The following is a 24138-nucleotide window of genomic DNA, read 5'->3' as shown; positions in this document are numbered from 1 at the left end:
GACGCTGCGTTCGCCGGGCATGGCCCGGCGCTACCGCATCACTCGTTCGGCGGCGTGGTCGCCTTGGCCTCGCTGCCGAAGCTGCCATCGGCTTCCGCGGCCAGGTACGCGAACACGGTGTACGCGGCCACGTTCTGCGCCAGCGCCTTCGGGTCGATCTTGTCCAGCGTGTCGTCGGCGGTGTGGTGCAGGTGGAAGTAGTCCGAGCCGTCCTGCGCCAGCCATGCCCACGCGCCACCCTTGGCGGCCAACGGGCCGACGTCCGGGCCCGGGCCACCCTTGTCGGCCTGGTACTCGATGCCCAGCGGCTTCATCACTTCGGCAATCTGCTTCGTCGCTTCGCGCGAGCCTTCCGGGTTCGGCGAACCGGTATTGAAGGCATAGATGCGGCCGGCACCGAAGTCACTCTCGGCCGCCAGCTGGTGCAGGGCCACGTCCTTGGCATGCGCCTCGGCGTAGGCCTTGCCGCCATACAGGCCCTGTTCTTCGTTGGCGAACGCGATCACGCGGATGGTGCGCTTCGGCGCCTGCTTGAGCTGGCCGATCAGATGGCCCGCAGCCATGGTGATGCCCACGCCTGCGCCGTCATCCACCGCGCCGGTGCCCAGATCCCATGAATCCAGGTGACCGCCGATCACCACCACTTCCTTCGGCAGGCTGCGGCCGGTGATCTCACCGATCACGTTGTACGAGGTGGCGGTGCCGTCCCAACCGCAGTCCAGCGCCACCTTCACCGTGGTGCTGCCACGTGCCAGCAGGCGGGCCAGCTGGTCGGCGTCGGGCACCGACAGCGCTGCCGACGGCACCGGGGTCAGGCCGTCGTCGAAGCGGGTGATGCCGGTGTGCGGCACGCGATGCGAGTCGGTACCGGCCGAGCGCATCAGGAAACCGACCGCGCCCTTGCGAATTGCTTCGGACGGGCCCTTGCTGCGGATCGCGCCACCACGGCCATAGTCGCGGCCATCACGGAACGGCAGCATCTGGTAATCGACGAACGCGATCTTGCCCTTCAGCGAACCGGCCGGTGCGGCCTGCAGTGCGGCCAGGTCGGCGAAGCGGACCACTTCGGCTTCAACGGTGCCGCCCGGGCTGCCACCCAGCGCCGTGATCTGCAGCGGCTGCGGGTTCCTGCCGGTCACCGCGGCGTGTTCACTGCGGCGCTCCCACTTCGGGAACGTCACCGGTTCCTTCCAGACCTTGTCGAAGCCGAGGGCCTTGAACTTGGCTTCGGCCCAGGCCACGGCGCGTGCGTCGGCCTCGCTGCCGGCGATGCGCGGGCCGATTTCGGTGGTGAGCGATTCAACCACTTTCCAGCCGGTGTCATCGGCCAGCGCCTGGTCGCGCAGCTGCGCAGCGGTGGACAGCGACGCCGGGGGCAGGGTGGTGGTGTGCGGCGCCGCGAAGGCCGGGGCGGCCAGCAGGGCGAGGGAGGATGCGATGGCAAGGACGCGGCGACGCATGGACAGCTCCGGGAAGGGACCAAGCCTTGGAGCTTAACAGTCGTTCAGCCCGGCGCATGGGCGGGAGGTCATGGCTGGCGCGAACGCTGTTTTCCGCCATGACCGGCAAAGCGAAAGCCCCGCCGGGGCGGGGCTTTCACATGCTTATGTAGAGTCGAGCCATGCTCGACTGCTTCATTTCGCCCAGTCGAGCATGGCTCGACTCTACAGATGGGTGGGGCGCCAGTCGGCGCCCAGCACCCTTACTTCTTCAGGCTGTCGCGGATCTCGCGCAGCAGCACCACTTCCTCGGCCGGTGCGGCCGGGGCGGCTTCCTGCTTGCGCGACAGGCGGTTGATCGTCTTGACCACCAGGAAGATGGCGAAGGCCACGATCACGAACTGGATCAGCGTATTGATGAAGTCGCCGTAGCCGATCACCACGGCCGGGATTTCCTTGCCGTCGGCACCGATGCTGGCCGGTGACAACGTCCAGGCCAGCTGCGAGAAATCCACCTTGCCGATCAGCATGCCCAGCGGCGGCATGATGATCTTCTCGACCAGCGCGGTCACGATCTTGCCGAAGGCCGCGCCGATCACCACGCCGACGGCGAGGTCGATGACGTTGCCGCGCATCGCGAATTCCTTGAACTCGGTGAGCATTCCCATTGTTGTTTTTCTCCGGTGGGGGAAGTGGACAGCGCGCAGGGTAGCGCAGGTGATGTCAGCCGGCGATCACGCCGTGGCGCTCGGCCACGTTTTCCAGGCGGGCACTGAAGCGATCGCCGGGCTTCAGCGCGGCCACTCCGGACGGGGTACCCATGAACACCAGGTCGCCGGCACGCAGGTGCCACAGCTTGGACAGCTCATGCAGGATCTCCGGCACGTTCCAGATCATCTGGTCCAGCAGCGCCTGCTGGCGCACCTCGCCGTTGACCTCCAGCGACAGGTTGAGCGCGGCCAGGTCGCCCACTTCAGCGGCATGCACGATCTCGCTGATCGGTGCCGAGGCATCGAAGCCCTTGGCCGCATCCCACGGATGGCCCTTGTCCTTGGCGGCGGCCTGCAGGTCGCGACGGGTCAGATCCAGTCCCACTGCATAGCCGTAGACCAGCGCATCGGCATCGGCCACGGCCAGTTCACCGGCCGGCGCATCACGGCCGATCGCCACCACCAGCTCCACTTCGTGGTGCAGGTTGGCGGTTGCCGGCGGATAGGGGATGGCATCGTCGTGGCCGACCACGATCGCATCGGCCGGCTTGCTGAAGAACATCGGCCGGCCGCGGTCGTCGGCCGCCGGCACCGCTGCGCCCATTTCGCGGGCATGGTCGGCGAAATTGCGGCCGACGCAGTAGATACGGTGCACGGGGAAGCTGCCGCCACCCACCACCGGCACACGCGGCAGGGCTACGGCAGGGATCACATCGGAGACATCGGACATGCGGGCATCCAGGAAGGGCGTGCCCGCAGTCTAGAACGCATGGCGCCCGCCGTCAGCGGGCGCGTAGGGCGTGGATCAACGCGAGGCCGGCAGCACCGGCTTGCGCACCACGCGGAACTCGCCCTCGACCACGTTCGGGTCGAGCGGACGGGCAGTGCCCGGCTTGCGCGAAGCCAGCAGCTTCCACGCCAGGCCGACCAGGATCATCGCCGCACCGACGAACACGCCGATGAACACCATCGCGGCCAGGATCGCCAGGCCGAGCAGGCCCACGGCAACACGCACCAGCGGGTGACGCGGCTTGCGCGGCGCGAACAGGGTGCGGAACTGGTTGAAGGCGGATGCGCGATTGAACATGGCGGCTCGATAGGCTGGGATCAGCGAAACCAGAGTATCGGGAGGTGCCACTGTCATTGAGTGAAAAACTCGTTAAATATAGCCTGTGCTTATTACGAATCAATGACTTGTGTTCATGTTGCAGCCAGTCACCTGAGCGGGCGTGCGACAATGCGCGTTTACTGTCCGAGCCTTCGCCATGACTGCTGCCGCTGCCCTGATCGCCCTTGATGCCATTGCCGATGGCGCGTTTGCCGAGGTCGAAGCGGTGGTTGATGGCGATGCCGAATCGCTGGTGCTGTACCGCGACGGCGCGCAGGTGCGCGCGTTCCTGAACATCTGCCCGCACGCCGGCCGTCGCCTGGACTGGGCCCCGGGCCAGTTCCTGAAGAGCCGCGAAGGCTACCTGGTGTGCGCCGCCCACGGCGCCTCGTTCGCGCTGGACAGCGGCGACTGCATCGCCGGCCCCTGCAAGGGCGATCGCCTGCGCGCGGTGCCGGTGGACGTGCGCGACGGGCAGGTTTATCTGGCCTGAGGCCGGAAGCTGTCGAGCATGGCTCGACTTTACAAAAGCCGTGTCGACCAAGGTCGACACCTACCAACAGCAGCACAGAATGCCGTTTCGACAGATCGCAGAAATCTGTCGAAGGCGGGGTGGGTCCGGTTGCGGGGGCGTGAGCCGCATGGATGCGGCGACCGAGCTTACAGGGACGTACTTGCAGCGTCCCCCGCAACCGGACCCACCCCGCCATCCCACGGATAGCCCGCTGTTGCTGTTGCTTCGGCCGTTGCCGTTGCCGTTGCCGTTGCCTCTGCGGGTGCAGGGCGCAGCCCTGCCAACAAACCCAACCCTCAGAACATCAGGTTGATCATCAGCACCACCACGCAGGTGTAGATCAGCGACAGCGGGCCGCCGACCCGCCACATCTCGCGCGGGGTGTAGTTGGCCGGGCCGGTGATCATCGAAATCACCGGGTTGGAGGCCGTCATCAGGTTGTTGGACGCCGACAGCGCCACGATCAGCGCGAACGCCGTCGGGTTGCCGCCCGCCGCCAGCGCAAGGTTCACCGCAATGGGCACCATCACGATGGTGGCGCCCACATGGCTGATGACCAGCGAGAACGCCGTGGTCAGCAGCGCCAGCGCCACCTCCAGTACCCATACCGGAATACCGGTGGGTAGCTTGTCGATGGTATGGCCGGCCACCCATGCCGCCGCGCCACTGGAATCCATCGCCCAGCCGAGCGGGATCAGCCCGGCCATCATGAACACCGTCTTCCAGTTGATCGAGGCGTAGGCCTCGTCCATGCGCAGCACGCCGGTCAGCAGCATGCCGGCCACGCCGGTCATCAGCGTCAGCGCCACCGGCAGCTTGCTGGTCAGCGCGATCAGGATGGTCAAGGCGAAGATCGCCATGGCGATCTTGAACTTGTGCGGGCGCTGCTCGCCGGTCGGGTAGTCGGTCACCACCACGAAGTCACGGCTGCGGGCGGCCTGCGCCAGGTCGGTCCAGATGCTGTGGAAGACCAGCATATCGCCGGCGCGCAGCTGCACGTCGCGCACGTCCTCGCGGATCACCTGCTTGTCGCGGTTGATCGCCAGCAGGCTGATGCCGCGCTCCTTGCGCAGGCGCAGATCGGCCGCGCTCTTGCCGATCACGTTCGAGGTCGGTGGCACCACGGCCTCGGAAATGCCGGCGCGGCTGGGGTTGAACAGGTCGCCCAGGTGCTTCAGCCGCGAAGACATGCGCAGGAACTGGTTCTGCGCGAAATCGTTGATCTGCTCACGCGGGCCCATCGCGCCGAGCACGCTGCCGACCCAGATGCGCATCTCCGCCGGTGGCGCCAGGCGAGTGTCATTGCCGGTTTTCAGGGCCAGCAGCAGCGGGGCATCGTGCAGGTTCTCGGCCTCGCCCAGGGTCATGCCCACCAGCGGGCTTTCGGCACTGACCACCAGCTCGAACACATCTCCTTCGATGCCATAGGTCTTGGCGAAGTAGCTCTCGGTGCGCGCGGGCGTGACCCCGTCGTTGACCAGGTTCTCTTCTTCGATCAGCTTGCGGTCGCCGTAGTAGCGGAAATACAGCAGCGAAGCGATCAGCAGCGCCACGCCGATCGGCAGCGGTGCGAACATGCGCAGCGGCTCGATGGTGGCCAGGCCGGAAGGCAGGTTGTTGTTGGCCGAGGCCAGCAGATCGTTCAGCAGGATCAGCGGTGAATTGCCGACCATGGTCAGCGCACCACCCATCACGATTGCCGCCGAAATGGGTAGCAGCAGGCGCTGCAGGGTCAACCCGGTGCGCGCGGCCAGTCGCGAGGCAACGGGCAGGTACAGCGCCATCACCGACGGGTTCTGCATGAAAGAGGAATTCAGGCCGGCAATGGCCGTGGTCATCATCAGCAGCCGCTGCTCGACGCCATGGCCGCGCCGCAGCAGCCACGCGGCCAGCCGGTTCAGCGCCCCGGTGCGGTCCAGGCCCGCACCGAGGATGGTGGTGGCGATGATGCTCATCACCGCGTTACCGGAGAAGCCGCCGAAGATTTCCTCCGGCGCGATCAGCCCGGTGACACCGAGCACCACCAGGACCACCAGCGCGACCACGTCGGCGCGGATGCGCTCGAACAGGAACATCGCCATCGTGAAGCCGACCAGCCCGAGCACGAGCTTCATGTCGTTGGTCAGCGTCAGCGCGGTATCCATGTGGGGCGCGGTGTCCTCAGGCGATCGTCAGGTGCGGTCGTACAGCAGGTCCCAGACGCCGTGGCCGAGCTTCTGGCCGCGGGTCTCGAAGTGGGTCTGCGGCCGCCAGTCCGGGCGCGGCACGCTGCCACGTGGGCCGGCGCGGTTGACCAGGCCGGCGGTGGCGTCGAGCACGTCCCACATCTGCTCGGCGTAGTCTTCCCAGTCGGTGGCGCAGTGCAGGCGGCCGCCCGGGCGCAGCTTGCGCACCAGCAGCTCGGCAAATGCAGGCTGCAGCAGGCGGCGCTTGTTGTGGCGCTTCTTGTGCCACGGGTCCGGGAAGTAGATGCGCACTTCATCCAGCGCGCCATCGGCGATCTCGTTCTGCAGCACTTCCACTGCATCGTGGTGGTACAGGCGCACGTGGTCGGCGTTGTCGTCGGCCAGCGCGTTCAGCAGACGGCCCACGCCGGGCGCGTGCACCTCGATGCCGATGTAGTCGCGCGACGGGTCGTGCTGGGCAGCGAAGCGCAGCGCGGCACCGTTGCCGAAGCCGATTTCCAGCACCTTGTGCGCCGGGCGGCCGAAGGTGGCGTCCAGATCACGCGGCTGGCCGTTGTAGTCGATGCCGAAGCGCGGCCAGCGTTCGTCGAACGCGCGCTGCTGGGCAGGCGTGAAGCGGCCCTGGCGCAACACGAAGCTGCGCACCTCGCGGCGGCCCTCGCTCACGGTGAAGGGCTTGGGCGGGGCCTTGGAACCGGCGCTGTCGAAGGGATTGGTCATCAGCCGATCAACCCATCCACCGGAGAGGAGGCGCTGGCGTAGCGCTTGCGCGGGATGCGCCCGGCCAGGAAGGCCTCGCGGCCGGCCTCGACCGCCTTGCGCATCGCACTGGCCATCAGCACCGGGCTGCGCGCACCGGCAATGGCGGTGTTCATCAGCACGCCGTCGCAGCCCAGCTCCATCGCGATCGCCGCATCCGACGCGGTGCCCACGCCGGCGTCGACGATGATCGGCACCTTGGCGTCTTCGATGATCTGCAGCAGGTTGTACTTGTTCTGGATGCCCAGGCCCGAACCGATCGGCGCAGCCAGCGGCATCACCGCAGCGCAGCCGATCTCTTCCAGGCGCTTGGCCAGGATCGGGTCGTCGGAGGTGTAGACCATCACCTCGAAGCCGTCCTTGACCAGCTGTTCGGCGGCCTTGAGGGTCTGCACCACGTCCGGGTACAGCGACTTCTGGTCGCCCAGCACTTCCAGCTTGGTCAGGTTGTGGCCGTCCAGCAGTTCGCGCGCCAGCCGGCAGGTGCGCACCGCGTCTTCGGCGGTGTAGCAGCCGGCGGTGTTGGGCAGGATGGTGTAGCGCTCCGGCGGCAGCACGTCGAGCAGGTTCGGCTCGCCCGGGTTCTGCCCGATGTTGGTGCGGCGGATAGCCACGGTGACGATCTGGGCGCCTGCAGCCTCGGTGGCCAGGCGGGTTTCTTCCAGATCCTTGAACTTGCCGGTGCCGGTGAGCAGCCGCGAGCCATAGGTCTTGCCGGCGATCACCAGCGAATCGGGGGAGACATGAACGTTCATGGCGCGATTATCGCTTATCCGCCTGAAGATGGGATCACGCAATGGCGTGCAGGCCGTGGATGGGTAGGGTTAGTGCCGGCCGCTGGCCGGCAGATGCAGGGTGCCTGACAGCGTCGGATTGCCGGCCAGCGGCCGGCACTACCCGGGACGGCCTCAGCCCCCACCCAGCGCGTGCACGATCTCCACCACGTCGCCTTCGGCCAGGACATGCTCGCCATGGCGGCTGCGGCTGACGATCTCGCCGTTGACCTCCACCGCCACCCGGCGCTGCAGCAGCTGCTCGGCCTCAAGCAGGTCGTGGAGGGTCGCCGAGGCGGGCAGGGTGCGGGGTTCGCCGTTGAGCTGGATGTTCATCCCTGCATTGTCGCTGATAGCCCGTCGGGATCGGAACGTTTGTAATTTGAACCGGGCGCCAGCTCCGGCACAGCAGGTTTCGACGTGGTCAGGCGACAATCCATGCGGCGGCGCAGCGTGAGCAAACGGCGGCGCGGTGAAACCATTGACCGTGCGCCGGCGTACGTGCGCCGGATTCCAACTTGTTTACCCCACAGGAGTTCCTAGATGCAGCTCAGCAAACACCCGATCCGCTCCCTCATGGCGGCTGCGATCGCACTGGCCGCGCTGCCGGCCATGGCAGGCGAAAATCCGTACTCCAAGGCGGTGTTCTTCGGTGACAGCCTCACCGACGCCGGCTACTTCCGCCCGCTGCTGCCCGAGGCCACGCAGGGGCTCTCCGGCCAGTTCACCACCAACCCGGGCTGGGTGTGGTCGCAGCAGGTCGCCAATTACTACGGCCTCAACAAGGACCCCAACGGCAACGGCCAGAACGGCGACAACTACGCTGTCGGCGGCGCCCGCGTGTCGGTCGAAGGCAGTGGTGCCCTCGGCGCGATCCCTTCGTTGAAGTCGCAGGCGGCCCGCTACCTGGCGGCAAACGGTGGCAAGGCTGACCGTAACGCCCTGTATACCGTCTGGGGTGGCGCAAACGACCTGTTTGCCGCCGCCGGCGCTGCCGGTGCGGGTGCGCCGCCGGCCCAGGTGCAGGGCATCATCGGTGCGGCGGTCACCGACCAGATCGCGCTGGTCGGTGCCCTGAAGCAGGCCGGTGCCCAGTACGTGCTGGTGCCGAACCTGCCGGACGTGGGCATCACCCCGCAGTTCCGCGGCCCCAATGCAGCAGCCGCCACCGCCATGTCGGTCGGCTACAACAAGGCGCTGTATGGCGGCCTGAAGCAGGCGGGCATCGAGTTCATTCCGCTCGATACCTTCAGCATCCTGCGTGAAGTGACCGCCAACCCGGGCATGTACGGTTTCACCAACGTCACCGGCACCGCTTGCAAGATCAACCCGGCCAACACCACGGGCAGCATCATCGGCTGCAACCCGACCACCTACGTCAGCCCCGATGCGTACCAGACCTATCTGTTCGCCGATGGCGTGCATCCGACCGTTACCGGTCACCAGCTGCTGGGCCAGTACGCCGTCTCGGTGCTGGAGGCTCCGCGCCTGCAGCAGGTGCTGAGCCACTCGGCACAGACCGTCGGCCGTTCGCGTGCCGACCAGGTCAGCAACCACCTGGGCGCCCGTCCGGCCGATGGCCTGTCGTGGTGGGGTGGCGTGCGCGGTGACCTGCAGCGCTATGACCACGCCGACCTGTACGACGGCGTGGCGCCGGCCGGCCTGTTTGGTGTCGACTGGGCACGCAACGGCGTGGTGGTCGGCGGCTTCGCCGGCTTCGGTCGCATGAGTGCCGACTTCGGCAACAGCCGTGGCGACTTCACCCAGAAGGACACCACCGCCGGCCTGTTCGCTGCCTGGTATGGCGACCGCGTCTGGGTCAACGGCCAGGTCAGCTACACCTGGTTGTCGTATGACGTGAACCGCAAGGTCCAGCTGGGCCCGGCTACCCGCGAACACGGTGGCTCGCCGGACGGCAGCAACCTGACCGCTGCACTGAATGCCGGTTACGAGTTCGGCACCGAAGGTGGCTTCCGCCACGGCCCGATCGCTGCGGTGATCTGGCAGAAGGTCAAGATCGACGGTTACAGCGAAAGCGCTGCTGCGGGCACGCTGGCCACCGCGCTGGGCTACGACCGCCAGAACGTCGACTCGACCGTCGGCCGCATCGGCTGGCAGGCCCGCTTCGATGGCGGCACCGTCAAGCCGTACGTGCAGGTGACCTACGACCACGAGTTCGAGGGCACCAAGCAGGCCAGCGCGTGGCTGCAGACCCTGCCGGAACTGGGCAGCTACCGCGTGCCGGGCCTGGACTTCGACAAGAACTACGCCACTGCCGTACTGGGTGCGCGCATGGACCTGTTCGGCCTGCAGGGCAACGTTGGCCTGAGCACCACGGCCGCGCAGAAGCGTGCCCGTGACGCGACGATCTTCGCCACCGTGGGTGGCAGCTTCTGATGAATGCAACATCCCGGGCACCGCAAGGTGCCTGGGATGCCTGCACGGCAGCGCCGGGCCATGCCCGGCGGGTGCGGCGGCCACCATTGCGCAACACCGGCCGCTCCGCATAGACTTTCAGCCGCAATGCGGGCGTAGCTCAATGGTAGAGCTGTAGCTTCCCAAGCTACTGACGTGGGTTCGATTCCCATCGCCCGCTCCATGTCTCCCAACGGTTCGCGCCATTTCAGGCGCTCCGCAATATGCAGAGCGCTCCGCAATTACGCATGGGATTCATGCTCTCCGATCTAGCAGCTCCTTCACTTTCATGGCTTGGTCTGCATCGACTAACGTCATGATCCAGGTCGGTTCTGGATCGCAATCGGTGTACGTGGTGACGGCATGTCCGGCGGTCTGGAGCACGCCAGGAGTTCCTAGCGCCTCTAGGGCCGAACATGCGTCAGCTCGCCGTGACTCAGGACCGCGAACGGTGTTGCCTTCCACGGTGACGTTTTCGCTGCGTGATCGTTCGCTCATGGTGCAACCTCCATTGGTGTAAACCGATAGTTACCCAGATCGCTGTGTCGATCTATAACGCGTCGTAGGCGGCTCCGTAACGGCAATTGCCAGCGTTTCCACGACGTTCAGCCTAGCGGGTGGGGGTCGCCTTGGATCCGCGCTTCTTTCGTACGTATGTCTCGGTCGTGGTGACCGATGAATGCCCCAGCTGGGCTTGCGCTTCGCGAATGTCCTTTGCCGAATCGGCCTTGTCCGTACCCGCCTTGGCGCGGAGATCGCGGAACTGGAACTCGCCCTTTGCAATACCCGCTGTCTCCCGGGCCTTGTCGAACCGGTAGCGCAGGGCCGCGCGCCCCAGGGCTAGGCCGTCGTCGTCTACGATCAGCCGCGTGCTGTAGACCTTCTCTCGCCCGTTCGGGCACTTCTCCCCCTTACGTTTTGCAATGCGCTCAAGCAGCGTAGCCAGCTCGCCAGTGATCTCCATAGTGACTCGGTTGCTGGTCTTCGACTGCTGGATGATGAGGCCGCGCGCTGTGACCTGGCGCACGTCCATGGACCACACGTCGCCGACTCGCTGGCCAGTCAGATAGGCCAGGTCCATTGCGTCGCGCAGAGCTGCGTCGGCGTGTGCATAGACGGCCCTGAAAGCGTCATCGTCCACGTAAACGTCGCGGCCGGCTTCCTTGTTGCGACGAATGCCCTCGCAGGGGTTGGGTAGATCGGTAATGCCTTTGCCGCGCGCCCAGTTCCAGATGTGCGAGAACAGCGAAACCTCGCGGTTCGCGATCACCTTCGCCTTCCGCCAATCCAGATACTGCCGGATGTTGATCGGGCGGATGGCTTCAAACGGCGCAGGCGGCGCGTCGAAGTAGCTCAGCAGCGCAGTGATGCAGCGATTGTTGAGGCGCTGAGTGGTTACGGCTTTGGTAGGAACCACCTCCGCTCGGTAGCGGTCGGCGACGTGCCGGAAGGTCACGACTGCAGCGGCGGGGATAGTACTCGCGTGCTCGATCTCGGCCCATCGCTTAATGGCCACGCCGTAGTCGCTACCGAGAGGCGTCTCGCGCCTCGGCTTGCCGCCGTGGTCGTAGTAGTAGTGGGTCACGCCCGATTTCTGCTTGCGTGGCCTGAACCGGGGGATTGCCCCCGGCTTGCTCGGTTTCCGTCCCATTTCAAGCGACCTTGCTGGAAGTCCATGTCGGCGGCGCTTTTGGTGTATGCGCCGTTCCCTCAACGCTGGAGCGCAGCACCACCGGCCAGTCGTGTGCGTCCAGGTAGTGCTTGATTCCGTTCTTGCGTAGAAATGCCGCCTGGCGCGCGCGCTGTGGCGTGCGGCAAAGGCCCGCGATTTCGTCCCGCGAGAGGTACATATCAGAGAGCACTGGCCACCTTCCCTCCGCCTGCCATTACCAGGCGCATCTGGATGACGTTTTCGGCTACCGCAGGCTGCGTTGATACGCGGACGCTCCGGGCCGGGCGGTTGAGCCGGCGCCATGCCGCAATGGCCGCATCGGGATCGGCATGCTTGCTGGTCGACCTGCAGGCGCACTCGACCAGGTGGCCACCGCCGGCGGAGGCGCAGCGCTTGTCGTGGATGTGGCGCGCGCGGTGTCCGGCGGCGCAGTTCGGCAACCCTTCCGGGTGGCTGATATGTTCCTGGGTCATGGCTTGTTGCACTCCTCGATGTGGGCTTCGAGCTTTTCGATCAGGAAGGTGGCTTCGGTGGCCCTGCGGCGGCGTTCGTGCGTGCTGATCGGCATGGGCCCGGCGTCGCGGATCCACTTCAGCGGCTCAAGGAGCCAGCTCGCCTCTACCGGGAGCCGGGTGCGCGGGTCGACTTTCTGGATCAGCGGCTCGCAATCCGGACCGGCCCAATCCTCGCTGTCGCCGCAGCGGACGCACACGCTCCCCCGGAATTCGTGCAGCTTCTCCGGTTGGACTACGCGCGGGGTTTCGAACAGGGCGCGGACAACGAGGCCACGCTGGTGGGCGGCGTACACATGCCCTGCGTCGGCCTGGACCCAGCAGCCCGGGCCCACGTCCTTCCTGTTGCGATACTCCCAGCGCACAGGCTGAGCGGTGTAGAGCGCTTTAAGCAGGGTGTCAGCCCAGGCACGCACTTGGCGACCATCAACCGAGGAGGCCGGATCAACGTGCCGCATGGCAGAGACGACCGCGGCGACGGGCGACGATGCCTTGGTGGCCTCGACAACGGTGGCCGGGGAAACAGGAAGTGGTGCGGTCATGCGAACAGATCCAGTTGGGCCGGCAGTGCCGGAGGTGGGGCAGGCACTGCTGCTCGTTCGATGGAGATCAGATGCAGCAGGCGCGCGCGATTCGCGGCGGCCAGGTCCATGCAGTGCCAGAAGGGCGGATCCATCAGGCCGCCATTGCCTGGGCCCTGAAGGCGTACGCGCCGCGCGAGTGCCAAGTGCTGCCGCATGAAGATCAGCAACCTGTGGCGGGCGAGCGGGAACCCAGCGGCGATCATCGGAACATCTCCAACTGCTGCGGAACGGCCGGACGACGGATTGCGTAGGGGCTGGGATCTCGTTCGTTAAGCAGGTCCAGGGCGATATGGAAGTGGTAGCCGCGACCGTTCATGTCGGTGATGCAGACCATCGGGAAGTAGCAGACCGCGATCGCACCGGAGCAGAACAGGTAGTAGCCGCGACCACACGGCGCGCGGCCGGCCTCGGTGCTGCTGTCCAGCATGTCGCGCGTCCAGCCGGCGGCAATGCGGACGGCTACCGCGTTCGATGCGATCTGCCATGCCTCGTCTCGGTCCATGATTCGCGAGGACACCATGCCCATGGTGCGCAGCGCGGCGTCCATGTCGCCGGCAGCGAGCGCCTGCAGCGCATGGCCGCGAGCCTCCCACAGACGAGCATCCTGGGGTGCGATTAAGTCGAGCTCGACCCCGGACATGCTGGCCAGCTGCCGGCCGACCTCGCGGTGGTCGATTGCAGCGGTGAGCAGCTGGTCAGCCATCGCCGAATCCCTCCTCACGCCTCGCCGCTGCACCATCGGCCACACAGGTGGGGCAGTAGTCCAGACGGCCGTGATTCTTCCAGCCGTACTCCCGTATGCGGCGACGGCACTCCGCTGCCGACTCATTGGGCGCGTCCGCCGTCTCCGTCTCGCCGCACCCGTCGCAGGTGTACTGCAGCCATTTCTCGATCATTTGCCCACCGCCTGGCTAAGCGGAGCCAGCAGCTGCACAAAAGTGATCCACGGGTGTGCCTCATGGCTCTGCGCGCCCTTGCAGCCGTCATCGTGCGGGAACGGGTAGCGTGCATAGCTGGTCAGCTGTGGCCGCTGGCAGATCCTGCAGCGCAGGTAGTCGCCATCGAGTTCCCATCGCATCGAGAACGAGCAGAGCTTTCCGTTCGCCTCGGCGATGGCCTCGCTGTGGACGATCTGCGGCTCAGCCATTGCCCACCGCCTGGCTGTCGAGGACGCGAGCGATGATTGCGGCGTTCTCCTCTGCATCCGGACCGACCAAGTTGCCGATGATGTCGTTCCCGTGCGAGAGCTGGTAGCAGGTGGCCTTCTTGCTCAGGCGCCAGCCTTCCGGCATCTGCCCCAGGTCCACGGCCTGCGCGGGCAAGTGCGCGTCGGCGCTGCCCGGTAGCGGCGTGTCGAAGTGCAGGGCGTTCTTCGCCTCCTGTTTGGCCCGGATCTTTGCCATCACCTCGGGCTGGTTGATGCGAGCCAGCTCAGCATCGCCAGCAACGTGCATGTCGAGGCCCGCCACCCAGCAGTAACCGGCCAGGGTGACCATGACGCCGCCGACTTCCTGCGCCGGCTCGCCGACTGGGCGGCCGAATACGTAGTCGACCAGTGTGGGCACACGCGCCTTGTCATAGCCGTGGGCCTGCAGCAGCTCCAACACTTCTTCCAGCAGGCGGTCGCCGCGCTCGGTCATGTTGCTGTAGAGCGACGGCAGGAAGCACTGGCCCATCCATTCGGACACGCCTGATTGGAAGGACTGCCCCACCGACTGTCGTTCGCCCTTCTCGATGCAGAATTCCGTTGCTTCGCCCAGAGCAACGCTATCCGGTTGCTTGGACGGCTGGCGGGCGGCGAGGGCGCGCAGATCGTCGCGCATCTTCCTCACCGGCTCCCACCACGCATCGCCGTAAACCCGCCTGATGTTCGGCCAAGGGTCGTGGCCGACCGAGTAGTCTAGGAAGCGTGCGACCTGTTCAAGCAGCGCATTCCCCTGACCACCCGGGGAGGGCTGGGCGGAGAGGGCGGCGCGCGGAATGTTCTGCTCCACGATCACCACCTTGGGCTTGTACATTTCCAGCGCGCCGATCCAGTCGGTGTGGGTCAGGCGCTTTTCTTCGTCGCCGTTGACCCACTCAGCATCCAATCCGAGGGCCTTGCACAGGATCTCGATCTCGCCAGCAATGGCGCTCTTGCCGCTGCCAGTGAGGCCCGAGACTTCCACGAGGACTTCGCCATTCTTCGGGTGATCCCCCAGCCTCACCCTCCCACCGGGCTGCGCGTCCGCCAGGGTCTTGTTGTCGTTGCTCATGCTCGCGGCTCCTTTGTGCCGTTGATCTGCTGGCCGCCGACAGCGGCGCGGAACTCCCACCGTTCGGCTTCGTTGGTGTAGTAGGCGGAGCGCTCCTGGCGCTCCCGCTCGGTGAACTGCGTGTCGTGCAGCGCGTGGTCGGCGGCGTCGCGGTTGGCTTTGGCCATCCGTACCGGGTCGTCCTTGAAGATGTCGAGCTGGTTACGCACGCTGGACTCCTGGTATGGGTTACCGGCGAGTGGAAGTCCGGCCGGCGCGGAGCCCGGTCACCCGGGCGGGCGGTTGCTCAGTGGGTGTCGTCAGCGGCCAGCGGCGCGCGCTGCCGCTCGGCGGTGCGGCGCTGCATTTCGGCCTTGAAGGCTGGCCAGGTGGTCTGGAGGTCTTCCCAGCAGCGCCATGCGAAGAACACGGCGCCGATGGCGCATGCGAGGGCGACGGCGTCGACCTGGGTGCGCAGTGCCCAAGGGAGCAGTGCGAGCAGCAGGCCGACGACGATGGCGCAGAAGAAGGGCAGGGCCAGGTGGCGCATTACTCGGTCTCCTGTTCGGCGGTGGGCTCGGCCGGCGCGGGCGCCGGGCCGACGGGCGGGGTGATGGGCGGGATGCCGACGGCCATGGCGGCGAAGAAGTCGTGGTCGGTCATGGCCGCTCACCGTTGGCCTTGGCGATGGCCGCTCGCGCGAAAGCAATTCGGGCCTCAACCTCCACTGGCAAAGGATCTGCCCCTGCTTCGAGTACGTCGCAGAGCATCTGCAACTCGTCGCGCATTTCCGGCGCGGCAGAGATCAGGCGTGCAGTTCTCTCGCTCTCGCCCGAGCTGTCTTGGGAAAGCTGGCAGATGAAGCTGTTGTTGGGTCCGCGCACAATGTGCGTGTAGGCGTCGCTCTGCTCCTGGTATGCCCAAGGCCCTTGCGTCCGACCGGTCATACGGCAGCGCCTTCGACGCGGATGCTGGGCTTGCCGGCGACTTCGACCGATGGGTAGAAAACCCGGTACTTGCCGGTTTTAAGGTTCTTCGTGCGCACGCTGATGGAAGCCCAAGGCTTGCCATTGCAGGTCATGTGCAGATCGACAGTGGTGGAGACGATCAACGCCTCACGTTCGACTGGTTGGTGGCCATAGCGTTGCGAGCGAACGATGCAGCGCGCACCTGGCGGGTATGCGTCCCAGCCGGCTTCAAACGCGTCCATTGCCGCGCCTTCCAGAGCTGAGAGGCGAGCGTCCAGAGTCGGGTGATCGTCGCGATACTGACGGCTCATGCTGCACCGCCTTTGAAGCGAGCGAGGGCGGCCCTAAGGTCGGCCAGGTCGCCGGTGCCGCAGCAGCATCGCCGCGCCTCGGCCAACAGCTTGTCGATGGCTTCGCCGATCTCCTGCAATGCCTCGGCGTACCGGCGGGTGTCGGCGCCGTCGTCAGCAGCGCCATGAAGAGCGCTCACGGCGTGGCGAATGGCTGGGATGGTGGAGGGGGCGCTCATGCAGCACCGCCTTGGGCGCGCGCTGCGCTGCGGACGGCCGCGACGGCGCCAGCAGCGCTCTGGCCATGCCGCAGGACGGCATTGGCGGCGACGCTGGAGGCAGCGACGACCTGGTAGGGGAGGAGGCCCCAGCGGCGACCGGCGCGGGCGACGATGCCAGCGGCTGCAGCGGCGCGCTGAGCGTTGGAGTGGTGGGCGAGGGCGGCGCTCATGCGGCGGCGTCCTGCAGCGCGGCGCGCAGCTGCTTGGCTGCAGCCTGCAGCTGGTGCGCGTGCTGCTCCGCCTCTTCGGCGGTGAGGTGCAGGCGGGCAGCGCCCATGTCTGCGATGACGCGTTCGCTGACGTGGTCAGCGGTGACTTTCATCTCTGCCGATCGGCAGCCCAGGGAAAGGGTGGCCATGCGTGATCTCCTGCGCCCGGCCCCGGGATGGGGTGGTGTTGGGCGACGGAGGCAACGTTAGCTGCACGCTAATCGTTAGTCAACAGCTATCAGCTAACAATTTTATGAATGGGGCTGCTTGGCCTGTCGACCACCCCTGCAAGTGATACGGCTGCGCCAGGGTGGGACACTGTGCAGTAGGCGGTACGGACAGGGCGGACATATGGCCGCATCTGGCCTTGTTTAACGTTAAACGGACCTATCTGCATGCCTGCCGCTGTGTCACTGGAACAGGGCGTTGTGAAGATGAACGAAATTTCAGCTTCGCGCGCTGAGGCTGAACAGACAGGCACTTGGAGTGTCGTTCATTCAGTCGTTCATAGAAGATCTGCGCAAACTGCACGACCAGAGATCGCCGTGGAACGTCCGGACAAGGAGAGCCGCACTGAAATTGCAGGCCCAATGCAATGCACCGAAAAGCGTTGCCGCTATTGGCTTCACTAAAGTTTGACGACCGAAAGCCGACAGTCTTTACGAGGGTGGAATTCGTGTGACAGGTTTCACGGAACGTGACCAAACATGACTGCCAGTTTTGTGTCAACAAACATGTTGTTGTTTTTGCGGAAGTGAAACCCTAAGATTGCCCGCGTAGTAGGTAGCAAATTGCTACCCACCACTTATTGATGTATCGGCAGACCGCCCGGCTGCCTAATAGAGCTGCCCACGGAGGGTCAGCATTTTGGAGAACACTATGCGTCCGAATCAGCTACTTCTGCGTTGCTTTGCCGAACGCGAGGATGGGTTGTGGGTGGCGTATTGCCTCGATCTTTCGCTCGTTGCGCAAGGCGACAGCCTGCAGGAAGCGCGGCACAAGCTCGAAATGCAGGTCCGCGAGTACGTTACCGATGCTCTGGTTGGTCAGGACCGCGAACATGCGGCTTACCTGATGACCCGCAAGGCACCGCTTAGCCTTTGGTTGCGGTACTACTGGGTTGGCTTGCTTGTTGCCAAAGACCGTCTTCTCCACTCTCAGCGTCAGCGCGTCGGAAAGGTGTTCAGTGAACCGCTTCCGATGAAGCCTGTTGCCTGCTGACGGGGGATCATGGTCAAGGAGCGGCCGGTCACCCACAGGGAGTTCACCGCCGTCCTCAAGCACCTAGGGTTCAAGCCTCGGCCACAGAATGGCACCTCGCATGTGCACTGGGTCAAAGAGGCAGGCGGCGGAATCCAGAAAGTGACTGTTGACGAGCACAACTCGCCTTATCACCGAAGGATGCTTAAGCTGATGATGGCCCAGGCTGGTCTCAGCAAGAAAGACTTCTTCGAGCTGCTTGAACAAGTATAGGCCCCGCTAGAGCGGGGCCTTTTCGTTTGTCCCAATTTGGGACAGTAGTGGGGACTTCATCGCTACTTAGAACTTCCGCAGCCCTGCGTGGATCAGCGCCTTACCCAGGATGCTTACATCGCCGGGATCTGGCCTATAGGCCGGGAAGTCGGTGTTGACGCTTACGACGTAGAGGCCGTCGCCGCGCTTCTGCAGCATCTTGATCTGCGTCTCGCCACCGATGTTGATCAGGTAGTAGTCGTCACCGTCGAAGTAGTCGCAGCTGGTGTCGATCCAGACAATGTCGCCGTCTTCGAGCTTGGGTTTCATCGACGGCCCGCGGCCGGTGATGATCTGGATCCTGCCTGGCTTGGGTAGGTAACCGAGCTTCCTGCGGACTTCCCATTCTGCGACCTCGATGGTCTTCACCACCTCTGGGTAGTCCTGGTTGACCATCCCTGCGCCCATTCCCGCACCCCCTTCAAACAAGTCGAAGCGAACATAGCCGGGTGGCGTCTCATTCTCCGGGATTGGTGAGACAGAAACCTCTCCGTCTTCACTCCACTGGGGCCGGTCCATCCAGCCGTGGTCCTTCCCCAATGCGATGCTGATCTTCTTGGCCACATCGTCGCCGATGTACTTCCCGCCGAGCAGCTGGGAGACGTAGGACGCAGACAAGAACCCACCCAACTGGGCGCCTTGGTCCCGGCGTCCCTTGATCCCCTTCAGTTCAAGGGCCTCGATCAGGTGGCGAAAGTTGCGGCTGCGGATCTCTCGAATGTCCATTGCGGCAGGTTAGCTGGTAACTAATCAAATTCGTGCAGCTGCCAGCTTGCAATAAGCTGTTAGCTGTGGACTAATAGCTGCCATGGACATGTCAGCACTCGATAGAGCAGTTCAGTCGGCAGGGAGCCAGCAGGCTCTTGCTCAGCTTCTCGGCATCAAGCCGCCGTCGGTATCCGGCTGGTACGACCGCTGTCGCGTTCCCGCAGAACGTTGCATCGCAATCGAGCTGGCCACCGGCGTCTCCCGCCACCAGCTTCGTCCTGACGTCTTTGGGCCAGATCCTGCGGAATCCCAGACCGAGGCAGTCGCGCAGCTGCGCGTAGAAATCGATAGCCGTATGAGCAAGCGCGCGCTGCGCGCCAAGCTCGGTATGGATAGCGACAAGCACCTGGCCATCCTGCTGCAGCTGCCCTTGGAAGAGGTAGAGGCGTGGCCGGAAGAGGGCGTCCTGCCCGCGCTGCCGCAGATCCAGCGTCTGCTCGGTGTTGAGGCCCAGGCCGCTGCTGAGCCCGCGAACGAGGATCCCGACGCGAACCGCATCGCCCCGGTCGACACCGCTTGAAAGCCCGTCCCCGGCCGTCGTCCCTGACTTGTTGATCTCCATGGCGCCCATCGTGCGCCACCCGGGCCCAGCCCGAAACCTTGAAACGCAGTCCACCCCAAGGTGACCCATGACCTGCCGTACATCCGCACTTAACTGGCTCGACGTTCTCTACAACTCCGTGCGCAAGACGCCCGGTGGTGTCGTGGACGCGGCCGCATTCCTGGCCGACCGACGCGGCAAGTCCATGCACCCGGAGACGCTGCGCGCGAAGTTGCGCGGGCTGGAAGGTGAGTCCGTGACGATGGAAATCGCCGAACTGCTTACCGAGTGGATGCAGGAGAAGGCCGGCGGCAGCGATTACGCCCTGGACTGGATGCAGGCGCTGGCGGGCCAGTTCGGCATGGCCGTCGCCACGGTTCCGCCGCCGCCGGAGGGTGGTTGGTCGGACGAGATCGGCGCCATCCAGACGAAGCTGCTGGAGATCACCACGCGGGTGGGGCGCTTGTCGGGCACCGCAGTGGATGCGATGGCTGACCGCCACATCGACAGCGACGAAGCCAAGCTGATGGTGGAAGAGGCCAACTCGCTGATCACCATGGCGCACCGGCTGATCCGCAACGTGTCGCGCGCTGCAGCGAAGGGGAGGGCGCGTCGATGAGCCATCTTGCTCGCTCCTCCGATCCGCACACCAGCCACGCCGCTGCTGCGGACCTTGTCGCCAGCGGCGCGCTGCGCGTCCAGCACGCGAAGACCGAGGCTGCGGTGATCCGCCATCCCGGCCACAGCAGCCTGCACCTCTCGATGCTGACCGGCCTGGACCGCCACATGCTGGGCCGCCGTCTGCCTGAGTTGGCCCGGGAGGGACGCATCTGGCGTGGTCCGACCGCGCCATGTGCAACGACCGGCAAGCCTGCGTGCACCTGGTGGCCGGTCGCCCCGGGCCAGAACATGACGCTGGGGCTCTGACATGTCGACCATCATCATGTCGCAGTGCTGGCCGCTGCAGGGCCTGAGCGTCACGCAGAAGGCTGTCTTGATCTCGTTGGCTGACCAGGCCAACGACGATGGCGTGTGCTGGCCAGCCGTCGGCACCATCGCTGCGCGCTGCTGCATGTCGGCGCGCGCTGTACGTAGCGCAATGGACCATCTGGAGGCCGTTGGCCTGCTGGCGCGTGATCGCCGCTTCAACAGCAGCACGGTCTATTCGGTTACGCCGGCCAAATTCAACGCTGCCGCTGCGCCGTCCAAGGGCACCCGCAAGACTGGAAAGAACGGTACTGCACCGGGCGCAGGTGCTGCGCCCCATGCAGGGGGTGCGCCCGGTGCAGGTGGGGATGCGCCCGCTGCAGGAGGGGATGCACCGGGCGCAGGTCTGGAGGTGCGCCCCGTGCCGCCTAACCGTCATATAACCCCCATTGAACCGTCAGATGAACCGCCAATTGCGCCGCCGGTGGCGACGCCGCCGACGAAGGCGGAGCTGGAGGAGCAGATGCAGCTGGCCTGCAAGGCGACGTGGGCCGCCTACCGGGCCGCCTACCGCATCCGCCACGGTGTGGACCCTGTCCGCAACGCCAAGGTCAACACCAACGTTCGGGATCTGGTGAAGCGGCTGGGCCGGGAAGAGGCGCCGCAGGTGGCGGGCTGGTTCCTGAGCGTCAACGAGAACTACGCCGTGAAGCGGATGCACGACCTGGGCGTGCTGCTGGCCGGGGCCGAGGCGTACCGCACGCAGTGGGCGACCGGGCGGCAGGTGACCGATACCAGCGCCCGGCAGCAGGACCAGACGCAGGCCAATGCCAACGCGGCCGACGACGCCAAGGCGCTGCTGCGCCGCTTGAAGGGGAACGCGAATGCTCAGTGATGCTGATCAGGACAGGCTGGTCGAAATGCTGGTGGCCACGGCCGAGGTGATGGGCGAGCAGATCCGTCCGACAGCAGCGGCCTACATGGTCACCGATCTGGCGACCTATCCGCTGCAGGTGCTGGCCAACGCGCTGACTGCCTGCCGCCGAGAGGTGAAAGGCAAGCTCAGCCTGGCCGCGATCATGGAGCGGATTGACGACGGGCACCCGGCACCGAACGAAGCCTGGGCGGTGGCAATCCGCGCTGCTGACGAGGCGGTGACCCTGGTGTGGACCGAGCAGACCCGGGACGCATGGACCGTGGCGCTGCCGCTGGTGGAGGCCGGAGACAAGATTGCTGGCCGGGCTGCATTCCTGGAGGTCTATACCCGGTTGGTGAAGGAGGCGCGCGCTGCAGGCGGCTGCGCCGTCTACCAGCCGTCGCTGGGCCACGACGCTGGTGCCCGCGACGCCGCGCTTCAGCAGGCGGTCAACGCAGGCCGCTTGGTCCATGAGCAGGTTGTCGAATACCTGTCGCTGCCGCCTGCCACGCCGGCATTCAACCCGCTGGCACTGCTGGCGGGCCGAGTGGAGGCGAGCCCGGAAGCAAACGAGCGCACCCGGAAGCGGCTGGCCGAGATCGCCGAGCTGCTCGGTTCCGCTCAGGACGCTGCGGCATGAGGCAGGACCACGTCGAACTGGAAGTGCGTCCGGTGTCCGAGCCAGTAGCGGTGGCAGGCTGGTATCTGGCCTATGGGTACGGGATCAAGCCGCTGGTGCTGTACGCCACCCGTGGCACCCGGGTGTGGCGCGATGGTATGCGCCAGATCCCGATCACCCGCTATGCCGGCCCAATTCCGGAGCTGCGCTGATGGCCGCCCGGAAAATCCTCGCCCAGTTCACGACTGACCAGCTGCTGGAAGAAGTGGTGCGGCGTCGCAACGAGCGCAAGGACGTGGGTGACGTGCAGCCTTGCGACGAGTGCCGGCACTTCAAGTTCTGGACCGCTGATTCCGAACCGCCGAAGGACTACAACCCCTGCGACCTGGGCAATCGGATGAGCTTCCACATTGCTGGCGATGACGAGGACCCGCACAGCGGCATCGGTTACTACCGCCGGGTGTGCCCCTCAAGGATGAGCAGGGAGGACGCGCGCTGATGTGGTGGTCAATGTCGCTCGGGCCGCCTCCCACCCGAGAGGAAAGGGCCCGGATGGAGCTGGCAAAGACGGGCCCTTGCATGGCCTGTCTGGCGCTCCAGATGCAGGAGCTGCTGGAGCCGGAGCTGGTGGTCTACGGCTGCGACTACAACCACGCCAAGAGCGGGAACCTGCGGCGCGGTCACATGTTCGGCTACGCGCTCTGCAAGTGGCACCACCAGCGGCATCCGATGGAGGGGAACACCTTCGCGACGATGCGCCAGATTTACGGCCCGAGCCTGATGGATGGCTCGCGGACCTTCCACGAGACGTACGGCTCCGACGACGAGCTGATTGCAAACCAGACCTACATCAACGAACTGAGGGCGGCAGCATGAAGAAGACGAAGGCCATGGCGCCGAGGATCAACCCCCAGCGTGTCCCACGTGAGCGGCGGATGGACCACAACACCGTTTCCCGACCCAAGCGGCTGAAACCGGCGAAGAAGGCGACCGGCCCGGCCGAGACGGTGGAGCAGTTCAAGGCGCGTGGTGGGCAGGTTCAGCGCCTGACGGCCAGCTGGGAACAGGCAGCATGACGGCGCCCGCACTGAATCCGTGCCCATTTTGCGGTGGCTCGGCAACCATCGAAACGTTCTCGGTAGATCACTTCATCTACGGCGACGTGCCTTGGCGGAGGATCCATTGCCAGTGCATCGCCGCGTTGGAGCAACTCGCTGAAGAACCGGAGGCGGAGATCGTTTCGGCATGGAACCAGCGCGCCCTGGTCGGGGTGAGCTGGATGCCCATAGCCGATGCACCACAGGACGGCACGCGGCTGATGCTGTGGGACTCGGTGAGCCGGCGGCCGGTGTTCGGGAGCTGGCGCGGGGACAACCCGGCGATCACGCACTATGCGGCCGAGCCGGCAGGTCCCGCGGCGGCCTGATGAACGCAACCAAGAATCCGGCGCGATCGCGCGCTGCACGAGCAAACCACCAAGGGGAAGGCGCATGCAAATGAACAATGCCCGCGAACTGCTGTCCAGCCGGACTGGCCCAAAAACAATGAGCTTCGACGGGTCTGCCGGTGGCCCGTCCACCCAGGAGATCGTCGCAGCGTTGGCATATGTTCCTCACGGGTTGGGGCATGAGCTGCTGCAGGCACTGTGGTGGCCCGAGAGCGGCCAGCGTCGACGTGAGCAGTTGCGCCAGGCTGTCGTTGGCTTAGTCGCGCCCGAGTTCACTCGGCAGATGCACGAGCTTGCCGATGCCCGGACGGACTTCGGGATCGCCAAGGCCAGCATGGGCTGGGGTGGGGGCACGGTGACGGATGTGCAGCGACGTGAACTGCGGCGTGCTGAGCAGGCGCTGGAAGATGCACGGGCGGCGGCTTGGCCGAACAACACAATGGAGCAACTTGGGGTGCTGGCCGGGGCTGTGATCGATGAGATGGCCGGGGCATGCGAGTGTTCCCGCTGCGCGGGCAAAAAGGTCCTGATGGATCCCGCGATTGCGGGAATCGTGAACTGCGACAGCTGCGGGGGGAGTGGCTTCGATCCGCTCAGCGGCCGGAAGCGTGCGGCGGCCATCGGCGCCGACTGGTCCGCCTACAGCCGGTTCTGGCGACCGGTTTATGAGTGGATGCTCTTCAACTTCCGTGCAGCTGAAGCGCGCGCTGCCAGGCAGTTCAGCAAGGCACTCACGCAGGCGGCATAGCGATGA

The 24138-nt window shown here is 65.6% G+C and carries 40 protein-coding genes and 1 tRNA gene; 16 read left to right on the top strand and 25 right to left on the bottom strand.

What is annotated here, in order from left to right:
• Nucleotides 1-38 precede the first annotated feature (38 nt).
• The 4 genes from ACZK45_RS17260 to ACZK45_RS17245 form a co-directional block, all read right to left on the bottom strand.
• A complete protein-coding gene (locus ACZK45_RS17260; RefSeq protein ID WP_032130207.1) occupies nucleotides 39-1460 on the bottom strand; it encodes a M28 family peptidase in 1422 nt (473 codons plus the stop codon).
• A gap of 242 nt (nucleotides 1461-1702) precedes the next feature.
• Complete coding sequence (gene mscL, locus ACZK45_RS17255) at nucleotides 1703-2107, bottom strand: large-conductance mechanosensitive channel protein MscL (protein WP_032130206.1); 405 nt, start codon at nucleotides 2105-2107, stop codon at nucleotides 1703-1705.
• 55 nt (nucleotides 2108-2162) lie between these two features.
• Nucleotides 2163-2879 carry a fumarylacetoacetate hydrolase family protein gene (locus ACZK45_RS17250; protein WP_293794656.1) on the bottom strand — a complete coding sequence of 239 codons (717 nt, stop codon included), beginning with the start codon at nucleotides 2877-2879 and terminating at the stop codon, nucleotides 2163-2165.
• 75 nt (nucleotides 2880-2954) lie between these two features.
• A complete protein-coding gene (locus tag ACZK45_RS17245) occupies nucleotides 2955-3236 on the bottom strand; it encodes a hypothetical protein (protein ID WP_046985468.1) in 282 nt (93 codons plus the stop codon).
• A gap of 178 nt (nucleotides 3237-3414) precedes the next feature.
• On the opposite strand from ACZK45_RS17245, the gene ACZK45_RS17240 reads away from it, so the two are divergent.
• Nucleotides 3415-3750, top strand: a complete 336-nt coding sequence (locus tag ACZK45_RS17240; protein ID WP_478444990.1) for a Rieske (2Fe-2S) protein — start codon at nucleotides 3415-3417, stop codon at nucleotides 3748-3750.
• A gap of 317 nt (nucleotides 3751-4067) precedes the next feature.
• Here ACZK45_RS17240 and ACZK45_RS17235 read toward each other — a convergent pair whose 3' ends face one another.
• The 4 genes from ACZK45_RS17235 to thiS form a co-directional block, all read right to left on the bottom strand.
• A complete protein-coding gene (locus tag ACZK45_RS17235; protein WP_010481466.1) occupies nucleotides 4068-5915 on the bottom strand; it encodes an SLC13 family permease in 1848 nt (615 codons plus the stop codon).
• Between the two features lie 27 nt (nucleotides 5916-5942).
• Nucleotides 5943-6677 (bottom strand): tRNA (guanosine(46)-N7)-methyltransferase TrmB, encoded by a 735-nt coding sequence (gene trmB / locus ACZK45_RS17230; protein ID WP_010481468.1) that lies wholly within the window; start codon nucleotides 6675-6677, stop codon nucleotides 5943-5945.
• Nucleotides 6677-7471, bottom strand: a complete 795-nt coding sequence (locus ACZK45_RS17225; RefSeq protein WP_010481470.1) for a thiazole synthase — start codon at nucleotides 7469-7471, stop codon at nucleotides 6677-6679. The genes trmB and ACZK45_RS17225 overlap by 1 nt, the downstream gene beginning before the upstream one ends.
• A 153-nt stretch (nucleotides 7472-7624) precedes the next feature.
• Nucleotides 7625-7825, bottom strand: coding sequence for a sulfur carrier protein ThiS (gene thiS / locus ACZK45_RS17220; protein ID WP_008265079.1), 201 nt, complete (start codon nucleotides 7823-7825; stop codon nucleotides 7625-7627).
• A 207-nt stretch (nucleotides 7826-8032) separates the two neighbouring features.
• Between thiS and ACZK45_RS17215 the strand changes: the two genes are divergently transcribed.
• Both ACZK45_RS17215 and ACZK45_RS17210 read left to right on the top strand, forming a co-directional pair.
• Nucleotides 8033-9886, top strand: a complete 1854-nt coding sequence (locus ACZK45_RS17215) for an autotransporter domain-containing protein (RefSeq protein ID WP_478444989.1) — start codon at nucleotides 8033-8035, stop codon at nucleotides 9884-9886.
• A gap of 128 nt (nucleotides 9887-10014) precedes the next feature.
• A tRNA-Gly gene (locus ACZK45_RS17210) sits at nucleotides 10015-10088 on the top strand.
• 71 nt (nucleotides 10089-10159) lie between these two features.
• Here ACZK45_RS17210 and ACZK45_RS17205 read toward each other — a convergent pair.
• From ACZK45_RS17205 to ACZK45_RS17130, 16 genes are all read right to left on the bottom strand, one after another.
• Nucleotides 10160-10402 (bottom strand): hypothetical protein, encoded by a 243-nt coding sequence (locus ACZK45_RS17205; RefSeq protein ID WP_478444988.1) that lies wholly within the window; start codon nucleotides 10400-10402, stop codon nucleotides 10160-10162.
• 112 nt (nucleotides 10403-10514) lie between these two features.
• The gene (locus ACZK45_RS17200; protein WP_478444987.1) at nucleotides 10515-11555 is read right to left on the bottom strand and encodes a tyrosine-type recombinase/integrase; all 1041 of its coding nucleotides are present in this window, start codon (nucleotides 11553-11555) and stop codon (nucleotides 10515-10517) included.
• A gap of 1 nt (nucleotide 11556) precedes the next feature.
• Entirely contained in the window at nucleotides 11557-11754 is a 198-nt protein-coding gene (locus tag ACZK45_RS17195) for a DUF4224 domain-containing protein (protein WP_478445893.1), read from the bottom strand.
• 1 nt (nucleotide 11755) lies between these two features.
• Nucleotides 11756-12049: a hypothetical protein gene (locus tag ACZK45_RS17190; RefSeq protein WP_478444986.1), complete on the bottom strand. Its 294-nt coding sequence runs from the start codon at nucleotides 12047-12049 to the stop codon at nucleotides 11756-11758.
• Complete coding sequence (locus tag ACZK45_RS17185) at nucleotides 12046-12630, bottom strand: hypothetical protein (protein ID WP_478444985.1); 585 nt, start codon at nucleotides 12628-12630, stop codon at nucleotides 12046-12048. The genes ACZK45_RS17190 and ACZK45_RS17185 overlap by 4 nt, the downstream gene beginning before the upstream one ends.
• Complete coding sequence (locus ACZK45_RS17180; protein WP_478444984.1) at nucleotides 12627-12875, bottom strand: hypothetical protein; 249 nt, start codon at nucleotides 12873-12875, stop codon at nucleotides 12627-12629. Before ACZK45_RS17180 ends, ACZK45_RS17185 begins: the two co-directional genes overlap by 4 nt.
• A complete protein-coding gene (locus tag ACZK45_RS17175) occupies nucleotides 12872-13375 on the bottom strand; it encodes a hypothetical protein (RefSeq protein WP_478444983.1) in 504 nt (167 codons plus the stop codon). Before ACZK45_RS17175 ends, ACZK45_RS17180 begins: the two co-directional genes overlap by 4 nt.
• A gap of 189 nt (nucleotides 13376-13564) precedes the next feature.
• Nucleotides 13565-13819, bottom strand: a complete 255-nt coding sequence (locus ACZK45_RS17170; RefSeq protein WP_478444982.1) for a hypothetical protein — start codon at nucleotides 13817-13819, stop codon at nucleotides 13565-13567.
• A complete protein-coding gene (locus ACZK45_RS17165; RefSeq protein WP_478444981.1) occupies nucleotides 13812-14927 on the bottom strand; it encodes a hypothetical protein in 1116 nt (371 codons plus the stop codon). The genes ACZK45_RS17170 and ACZK45_RS17165 overlap by 8 nt, the downstream gene beginning before the upstream one ends.
• A complete protein-coding gene (locus ACZK45_RS17160; protein WP_478444980.1) occupies nucleotides 14924-15136 on the bottom strand; it encodes a hypothetical protein in 213 nt (70 codons plus the stop codon). The genes ACZK45_RS17165 and ACZK45_RS17160 overlap by 4 nt, the downstream gene beginning before the upstream one ends.
• Nucleotides 15137-15213: 77 nt before the next feature.
• On the bottom strand, nucleotides 15214-15456 hold the full coding sequence (locus ACZK45_RS17155; protein ID WP_478444979.1) for a hypothetical protein: 243 nt from the start codon (nucleotides 15454-15456) through the stop codon (nucleotides 15214-15216).
• 109 nt (nucleotides 15457-15565) lie between these two features.
• Nucleotides 15566-15853 carry a hypothetical protein gene (locus tag ACZK45_RS17150; protein ID WP_478444978.1) on the bottom strand — a complete coding sequence of 96 codons (288 nt, stop codon included), beginning with the start codon at nucleotides 15851-15853 and terminating at the stop codon, nucleotides 15566-15568.
• A complete protein-coding gene (locus tag ACZK45_RS17145; protein ID WP_478444977.1) occupies nucleotides 15850-16185 on the bottom strand; it encodes a hypothetical protein in 336 nt (111 codons plus the stop codon). The genes ACZK45_RS17150 and ACZK45_RS17145 overlap by 4 nt, the downstream gene beginning before the upstream one ends.
• Nucleotides 16182-16403, bottom strand: coding sequence for a hypothetical protein (locus ACZK45_RS17140; RefSeq protein ID WP_478444976.1), 222 nt, complete (start codon nucleotides 16401-16403; stop codon nucleotides 16182-16184). The genes ACZK45_RS17145 and ACZK45_RS17140 overlap by 4 nt, the downstream gene beginning before the upstream one ends.
• The gene (locus ACZK45_RS17135; RefSeq protein ID WP_478444975.1) at nucleotides 16400-16615 is read right to left on the bottom strand and encodes a hypothetical protein; all 216 of its coding nucleotides are present in this window, start codon (nucleotides 16613-16615) and stop codon (nucleotides 16400-16402) included. The genes ACZK45_RS17140 and ACZK45_RS17135 overlap by 4 nt, the downstream gene beginning before the upstream one ends.
• Nucleotides 16612-16803, bottom strand: coding sequence for a hypothetical protein (locus ACZK45_RS17130; RefSeq protein WP_478444974.1), 192 nt, complete (start codon nucleotides 16801-16803; stop codon nucleotides 16612-16614). Before ACZK45_RS17130 ends, ACZK45_RS17135 begins: the two co-directional genes overlap by 4 nt.
• Nucleotides 16804-17533: 730 nt before the next feature.
• Between ACZK45_RS17130 and ACZK45_RS17125 the strand changes: the two genes are divergently transcribed.
• Complete coding sequence (locus ACZK45_RS17125) at nucleotides 17534-17875, top strand: type II toxin-antitoxin system HicB family antitoxin (protein WP_227415982.1); 342 nt, start codon at nucleotides 17534-17536, stop codon at nucleotides 17873-17875.
• Nucleotides 17876-17884: 9 nt separating this feature from the next.
• A complete protein-coding gene (locus tag ACZK45_RS17120) occupies nucleotides 17885-18127 on the top strand; it encodes a type II toxin-antitoxin system HicA family toxin (protein WP_197638432.1) in 243 nt (80 codons plus the stop codon).
• A gap of 66 nt (nucleotides 18128-18193) precedes the next feature.
• Here the strand turns inward: ACZK45_RS17120 and ACZK45_RS17115 are convergent, their stop codons facing one another.
• On the bottom strand, nucleotides 18194-18892 hold the full coding sequence (locus ACZK45_RS17115) for a S24 family peptidase (protein ID WP_182680975.1): 699 nt from the start codon (nucleotides 18890-18892) through the stop codon (nucleotides 18194-18196).
• A gap of 82 nt (nucleotides 18893-18974) precedes the next feature.
• Here ACZK45_RS17115 and ACZK45_RS17110 point away from each other — a divergent pair, with 82 nt between their 5' ends.
• From ACZK45_RS17110 to ACZK45_RS17060, 11 genes are all read left to right on the top strand, one after another.
• Nucleotides 18975-19454 (top strand): YdaS family helix-turn-helix protein, encoded by a 480-nt coding sequence (locus tag ACZK45_RS17110; RefSeq protein ID WP_134709544.1) that lies wholly within the window; start codon nucleotides 18975-18977, stop codon nucleotides 19452-19454.
• A 109-nt stretch (nucleotides 19455-19563) separates the two neighbouring features.
• Nucleotides 19564-20094 carry a phage regulatory CII family protein gene (locus ACZK45_RS17105; RefSeq protein WP_111008138.1) on the top strand — a complete coding sequence of 177 codons (531 nt, stop codon included), beginning with the start codon at nucleotides 19564-19566 and terminating at the stop codon, nucleotides 20092-20094.
• On the top strand, nucleotides 20091-20402 hold the full coding sequence (locus ACZK45_RS17100; protein ID WP_478444973.1) for a winged helix-turn-helix domain-containing protein: 312 nt from the start codon (nucleotides 20091-20093) through the stop codon (nucleotides 20400-20402). Before ACZK45_RS17105 ends, ACZK45_RS17100 begins: the two co-directional genes overlap by 4 nt.
• A gap of 1 nt (nucleotide 20403) precedes the next feature.
• Nucleotides 20404-21297 carry a helix-turn-helix domain-containing protein gene (locus ACZK45_RS17095; protein WP_032129810.1) on the top strand — a complete coding sequence of 298 codons (894 nt, stop codon included), beginning with the start codon at nucleotides 20404-20406 and terminating at the stop codon, nucleotides 21295-21297.
• Between the two features lie 25 nt (nucleotides 21298-21322).
• A complete protein-coding gene (locus ACZK45_RS17090) occupies nucleotides 21323-21958 on the top strand; it encodes a hypothetical protein (RefSeq protein ID WP_478444972.1) in 636 nt (211 codons plus the stop codon).
• Nucleotides 21955-22149 (top strand): hypothetical protein, encoded by a 195-nt coding sequence (locus ACZK45_RS17085; RefSeq protein ID WP_088026427.1) that lies wholly within the window; start codon nucleotides 21955-21957, stop codon nucleotides 22147-22149. Before ACZK45_RS17090 ends, ACZK45_RS17085 begins: the two co-directional genes overlap by 4 nt.
• On the top strand, nucleotides 22149-22436 hold the full coding sequence (locus ACZK45_RS17080) for a hypothetical protein (protein WP_201118928.1): 288 nt from the start codon (nucleotides 22149-22151) through the stop codon (nucleotides 22434-22436). Before ACZK45_RS17085 ends, ACZK45_RS17080 begins: the two co-directional genes overlap by 1 nt.
• The gene (locus ACZK45_RS17075; protein ID WP_478444971.1) at nucleotides 22436-22813 is read left to right on the top strand and encodes a Ref family recombination enhancement nuclease; all 378 of its coding nucleotides are present in this window, start codon (nucleotides 22436-22438) and stop codon (nucleotides 22811-22813) included. Before ACZK45_RS17080 ends, ACZK45_RS17075 begins: the two co-directional genes overlap by 1 nt.
• Complete coding sequence (locus tag ACZK45_RS17070) at nucleotides 22810-23013, top strand: hypothetical protein (RefSeq protein ID WP_478444970.1); 204 nt, start codon at nucleotides 22810-22812, stop codon at nucleotides 23011-23013. The genes ACZK45_RS17075 and ACZK45_RS17070 overlap by 4 nt, the downstream gene beginning before the upstream one ends.
• Complete coding sequence (locus tag ACZK45_RS17065; protein ID WP_032129815.1) at nucleotides 23010-23363, top strand: Lar family restriction alleviation protein; 354 nt, start codon at nucleotides 23010-23012, stop codon at nucleotides 23361-23363. The genes ACZK45_RS17070 and ACZK45_RS17065 overlap by 4 nt, the downstream gene beginning before the upstream one ends.
• Before the next feature lie 70 nt (nucleotides 23364-23433).
• Entirely contained in the window at nucleotides 23434-24132 is a 699-nt protein-coding gene (locus ACZK45_RS17060) for a hypothetical protein (protein WP_478444969.1), read from the top strand.
• Nucleotides 24133-24138: the final 6 nt, after the last annotated feature.

Source organism: Stenotrophomonas sp. 63632_Sma, from assembly GCF_056482875.1.
This window is presented reverse-complemented; position numbering and strand designations above follow the sequence as displayed.

Excerpts from the sequence above, each read along its gene's own strand:
- ACZK45_RS17140 (WP_478444976.1), bottom strand. The coding sequence starts at position 16,403 with ATGAGCGCCCCCTCCACCATCCCAGCCATTCGCCACGCCGTGAGCGCT.
- ACZK45_RS17240 (WP_478444990.1), top strand. The coding sequence starts at position 3,415 with ATGACTGCTGCCGCTGCCCTGATCGCCCTTGATGCCATTGCCGATGGC.
- ACZK45_RS17070 (WP_478444970.1), top strand. The coding sequence starts at position 22,810 with ATGAAGAAGACGAAGGCCATGGCGCCGAGGATCAACCCCCAGCGTGTC.
- ACZK45_RS17195 (WP_478445893.1), bottom strand. The coding sequence starts at position 11,754 with ATGTACCTCTCGCGGGACGAAATCGCGGGCCTTTGCCGCACGCCACAG.
- ACZK45_RS17170 (WP_478444982.1), bottom strand. The coding sequence starts at position 13,819 with ATGGCTGAGCCGCAGATCGTCCACAGCGAGGCCATCGCCGAGGCGAAC.
- ACZK45_RS17095 (WP_032129810.1), top strand. The coding sequence starts at position 20,404 with ATGTCGACCATCATCATGTCGCAGTGCTGGCCGCTGCAGGGCCTGAGC.
- ACZK45_RS17150 (WP_478444978.1), bottom strand. The coding sequence starts at position 15,853 with ATGACCGGTCGGACGCAAGGGCCTTGGGCATACCAGGAGCAGAGCGAC.
- ACZK45_RS17225 (WP_010481470.1), bottom strand. The coding sequence starts at position 7,471 with ATGAACGTTCATGTCTCCCCCGATTCGCTGGTGATCGCCGGCAAGACC.
- ACZK45_RS17110 (WP_134709544.1), top strand. The coding sequence starts at position 18,975 with ATGGACATGTCAGCACTCGATAGAGCAGTTCAGTCGGCAGGGAGCCAG.
- ACZK45_RS17120 (WP_197638432.1), top strand. The coding sequence starts at position 17,885 with ATGGTCAAGGAGCGGCCGGTCACCCACAGGGAGTTCACCGCCGTCCTC.
- ACZK45_RS17115 (WP_182680975.1), bottom strand. The coding sequence starts at position 18,892 with ATGGACATTCGAGAGATCCGCAGCCGCAACTTTCGCCACCTGATCGAG.
- ACZK45_RS17155 (WP_478444979.1), bottom strand. The coding sequence starts at position 15,456 with ATGCGCCACCTGGCCCTGCCCTTCTTCTGCGCCATCGTCGTCGGCCTG.
- ACZK45_RS17175 (WP_478444983.1), bottom strand. The coding sequence starts at position 13,375 with ATGGCTGACCAGCTGCTCACCGCTGCAATCGACCACCGCGAGGTCGGC.
- ACZK45_RS17145 (WP_478444977.1), bottom strand. The coding sequence starts at position 16,185 with ATGAGCCGTCAGTATCGCGACGATCACCCGACTCTGGACGCTCGCCTC.
- ACZK45_RS17235 (WP_010481466.1), bottom strand. The coding sequence starts at position 5,915 with ATGGATACCGCGCTGACGCTGACCAACGACATGAAGCTCGTGCTCGGG.
- ACZK45_RS17080 (WP_201118928.1), top strand. The coding sequence starts at position 22,149 with ATGGCCGCCCGGAAAATCCTCGCCCAGTTCACGACTGACCAGCTGCTG.
- ACZK45_RS17125 (WP_227415982.1), top strand. The coding sequence starts at position 17,534 with ATGCGTCCGAATCAGCTACTTCTGCGTTGCTTTGCCGAACGCGAGGAT.
- ACZK45_RS17260 (WP_032130207.1), bottom strand. The coding sequence starts at position 1,460 with ATGCGTCGCCGCGTCCTTGCCATCGCATCCTCCCTCGCCCTGCTGGCC.
- ACZK45_RS17090 (WP_478444972.1), top strand. The coding sequence starts at position 21,323 with ATGCTGGTGGCCACGGCCGAGGTGATGGGCGAGCAGATCCGTCCGACA.
- ACZK45_RS17245 (WP_046985468.1), bottom strand. The coding sequence starts at position 3,236 with ATGTTCAATCGCGCATCCGCCTTCAACCAGTTCCGCACCCTGTTCGCG.
- ACZK45_RS17065 (WP_032129815.1), top strand. The coding sequence starts at position 23,010 with ATGACGGCGCCCGCACTGAATCCGTGCCCATTTTGCGGTGGCTCGGCA.
- ACZK45_RS17180 (WP_478444984.1), bottom strand. The coding sequence starts at position 12,875 with ATGATCGCCGCTGGGTTCCCGCTCGCCCGCCACAGGTTGCTGATCTTC.
- mscL (WP_032130206.1), bottom strand. The coding sequence starts at position 2,107 with ATGGGAATGCTCACCGAGTTCAAGGAATTCGCGATGCGCGGCAACGTC.
- ACZK45_RS17130 (WP_478444974.1), bottom strand. The coding sequence starts at position 16,803 with ATGGCCACCCTTTCCCTGGGCTGCCGATCGGCAGAGATGAAAGTCACC.
- thiS (WP_008265079.1), bottom strand. The coding sequence starts at position 7,825 with ATGAACATCCAGCTCAACGGCGAACCCCGCACCCTGCCCGCCTCGGCG.
- ACZK45_RS17135 (WP_478444975.1), bottom strand. The coding sequence starts at position 16,615 with ATGAGCGCCGCCCTCGCCCACCACTCCAACGCTCAGCGCGCCGCTGCA.
- ACZK45_RS17105 (WP_111008138.1), top strand. The coding sequence starts at position 19,564 with ATGACCTGCCGTACATCCGCACTTAACTGGCTCGACGTTCTCTACAAC.
- ACZK45_RS17250 (WP_293794656.1), bottom strand. The coding sequence starts at position 2,879 with ATGTCCGATGTCTCCGATGTGATCCCTGCCGTAGCCCTGCCGCGTGTG.
- ACZK45_RS17060 (WP_478444969.1), top strand. The coding sequence starts at position 23,434 with ATGAACAATGCCCGCGAACTGCTGTCCAGCCGGACTGGCCCAAAAACA.
- ACZK45_RS17100 (WP_478444973.1), top strand. The coding sequence starts at position 20,091 with ATGAGCCATCTTGCTCGCTCCTCCGATCCGCACACCAGCCACGCCGCT.
- ACZK45_RS17185 (WP_478444985.1), bottom strand. The coding sequence starts at position 12,630 with ATGACCGCACCACTTCCTGTTTCCCCGGCCACCGTTGTCGAGGCCACC.
- ACZK45_RS17165 (WP_478444981.1), bottom strand. The coding sequence starts at position 14,927 with ATGAGCAACGACAACAAGACCCTGGCGGACGCGCAGCCCGGTGGGAGG.
- ACZK45_RS17085 (WP_088026427.1), top strand. The coding sequence starts at position 21,955 with ATGAGGCAGGACCACGTCGAACTGGAAGTGCGTCCGGTGTCCGAGCCA.
- ACZK45_RS17205 (WP_478444988.1), bottom strand. The coding sequence starts at position 10,402 with ATGAGCGAACGATCACGCAGCGAAAACGTCACCGTGGAAGGCAACACC.
- ACZK45_RS17200 (WP_478444987.1), bottom strand. The coding sequence starts at position 11,555 with ATGGGACGGAAACCGAGCAAGCCGGGGGCAATCCCCCGGTTCAGGCCA.
- trmB (WP_010481468.1), bottom strand. The coding sequence starts at position 6,677 with ATGACCAATCCCTTCGACAGCGCCGGTTCCAAGGCCCCGCCCAAGCCC.
- ACZK45_RS17190 (WP_478444986.1), bottom strand. The coding sequence starts at position 12,049 with ATGACCCAGGAACATATCAGCCACCCGGAAGGGTTGCCGAACTGCGCC.
- ACZK45_RS17215 (WP_478444989.1), top strand. The coding sequence starts at position 8,033 with ATGCAGCTCAGCAAACACCCGATCCGCTCCCTCATGGCGGCTGCGATC.
- ACZK45_RS17075 (WP_478444971.1), top strand. The coding sequence starts at position 22,436 with ATGTGGTGGTCAATGTCGCTCGGGCCGCCTCCCACCCGAGAGGAAAGG.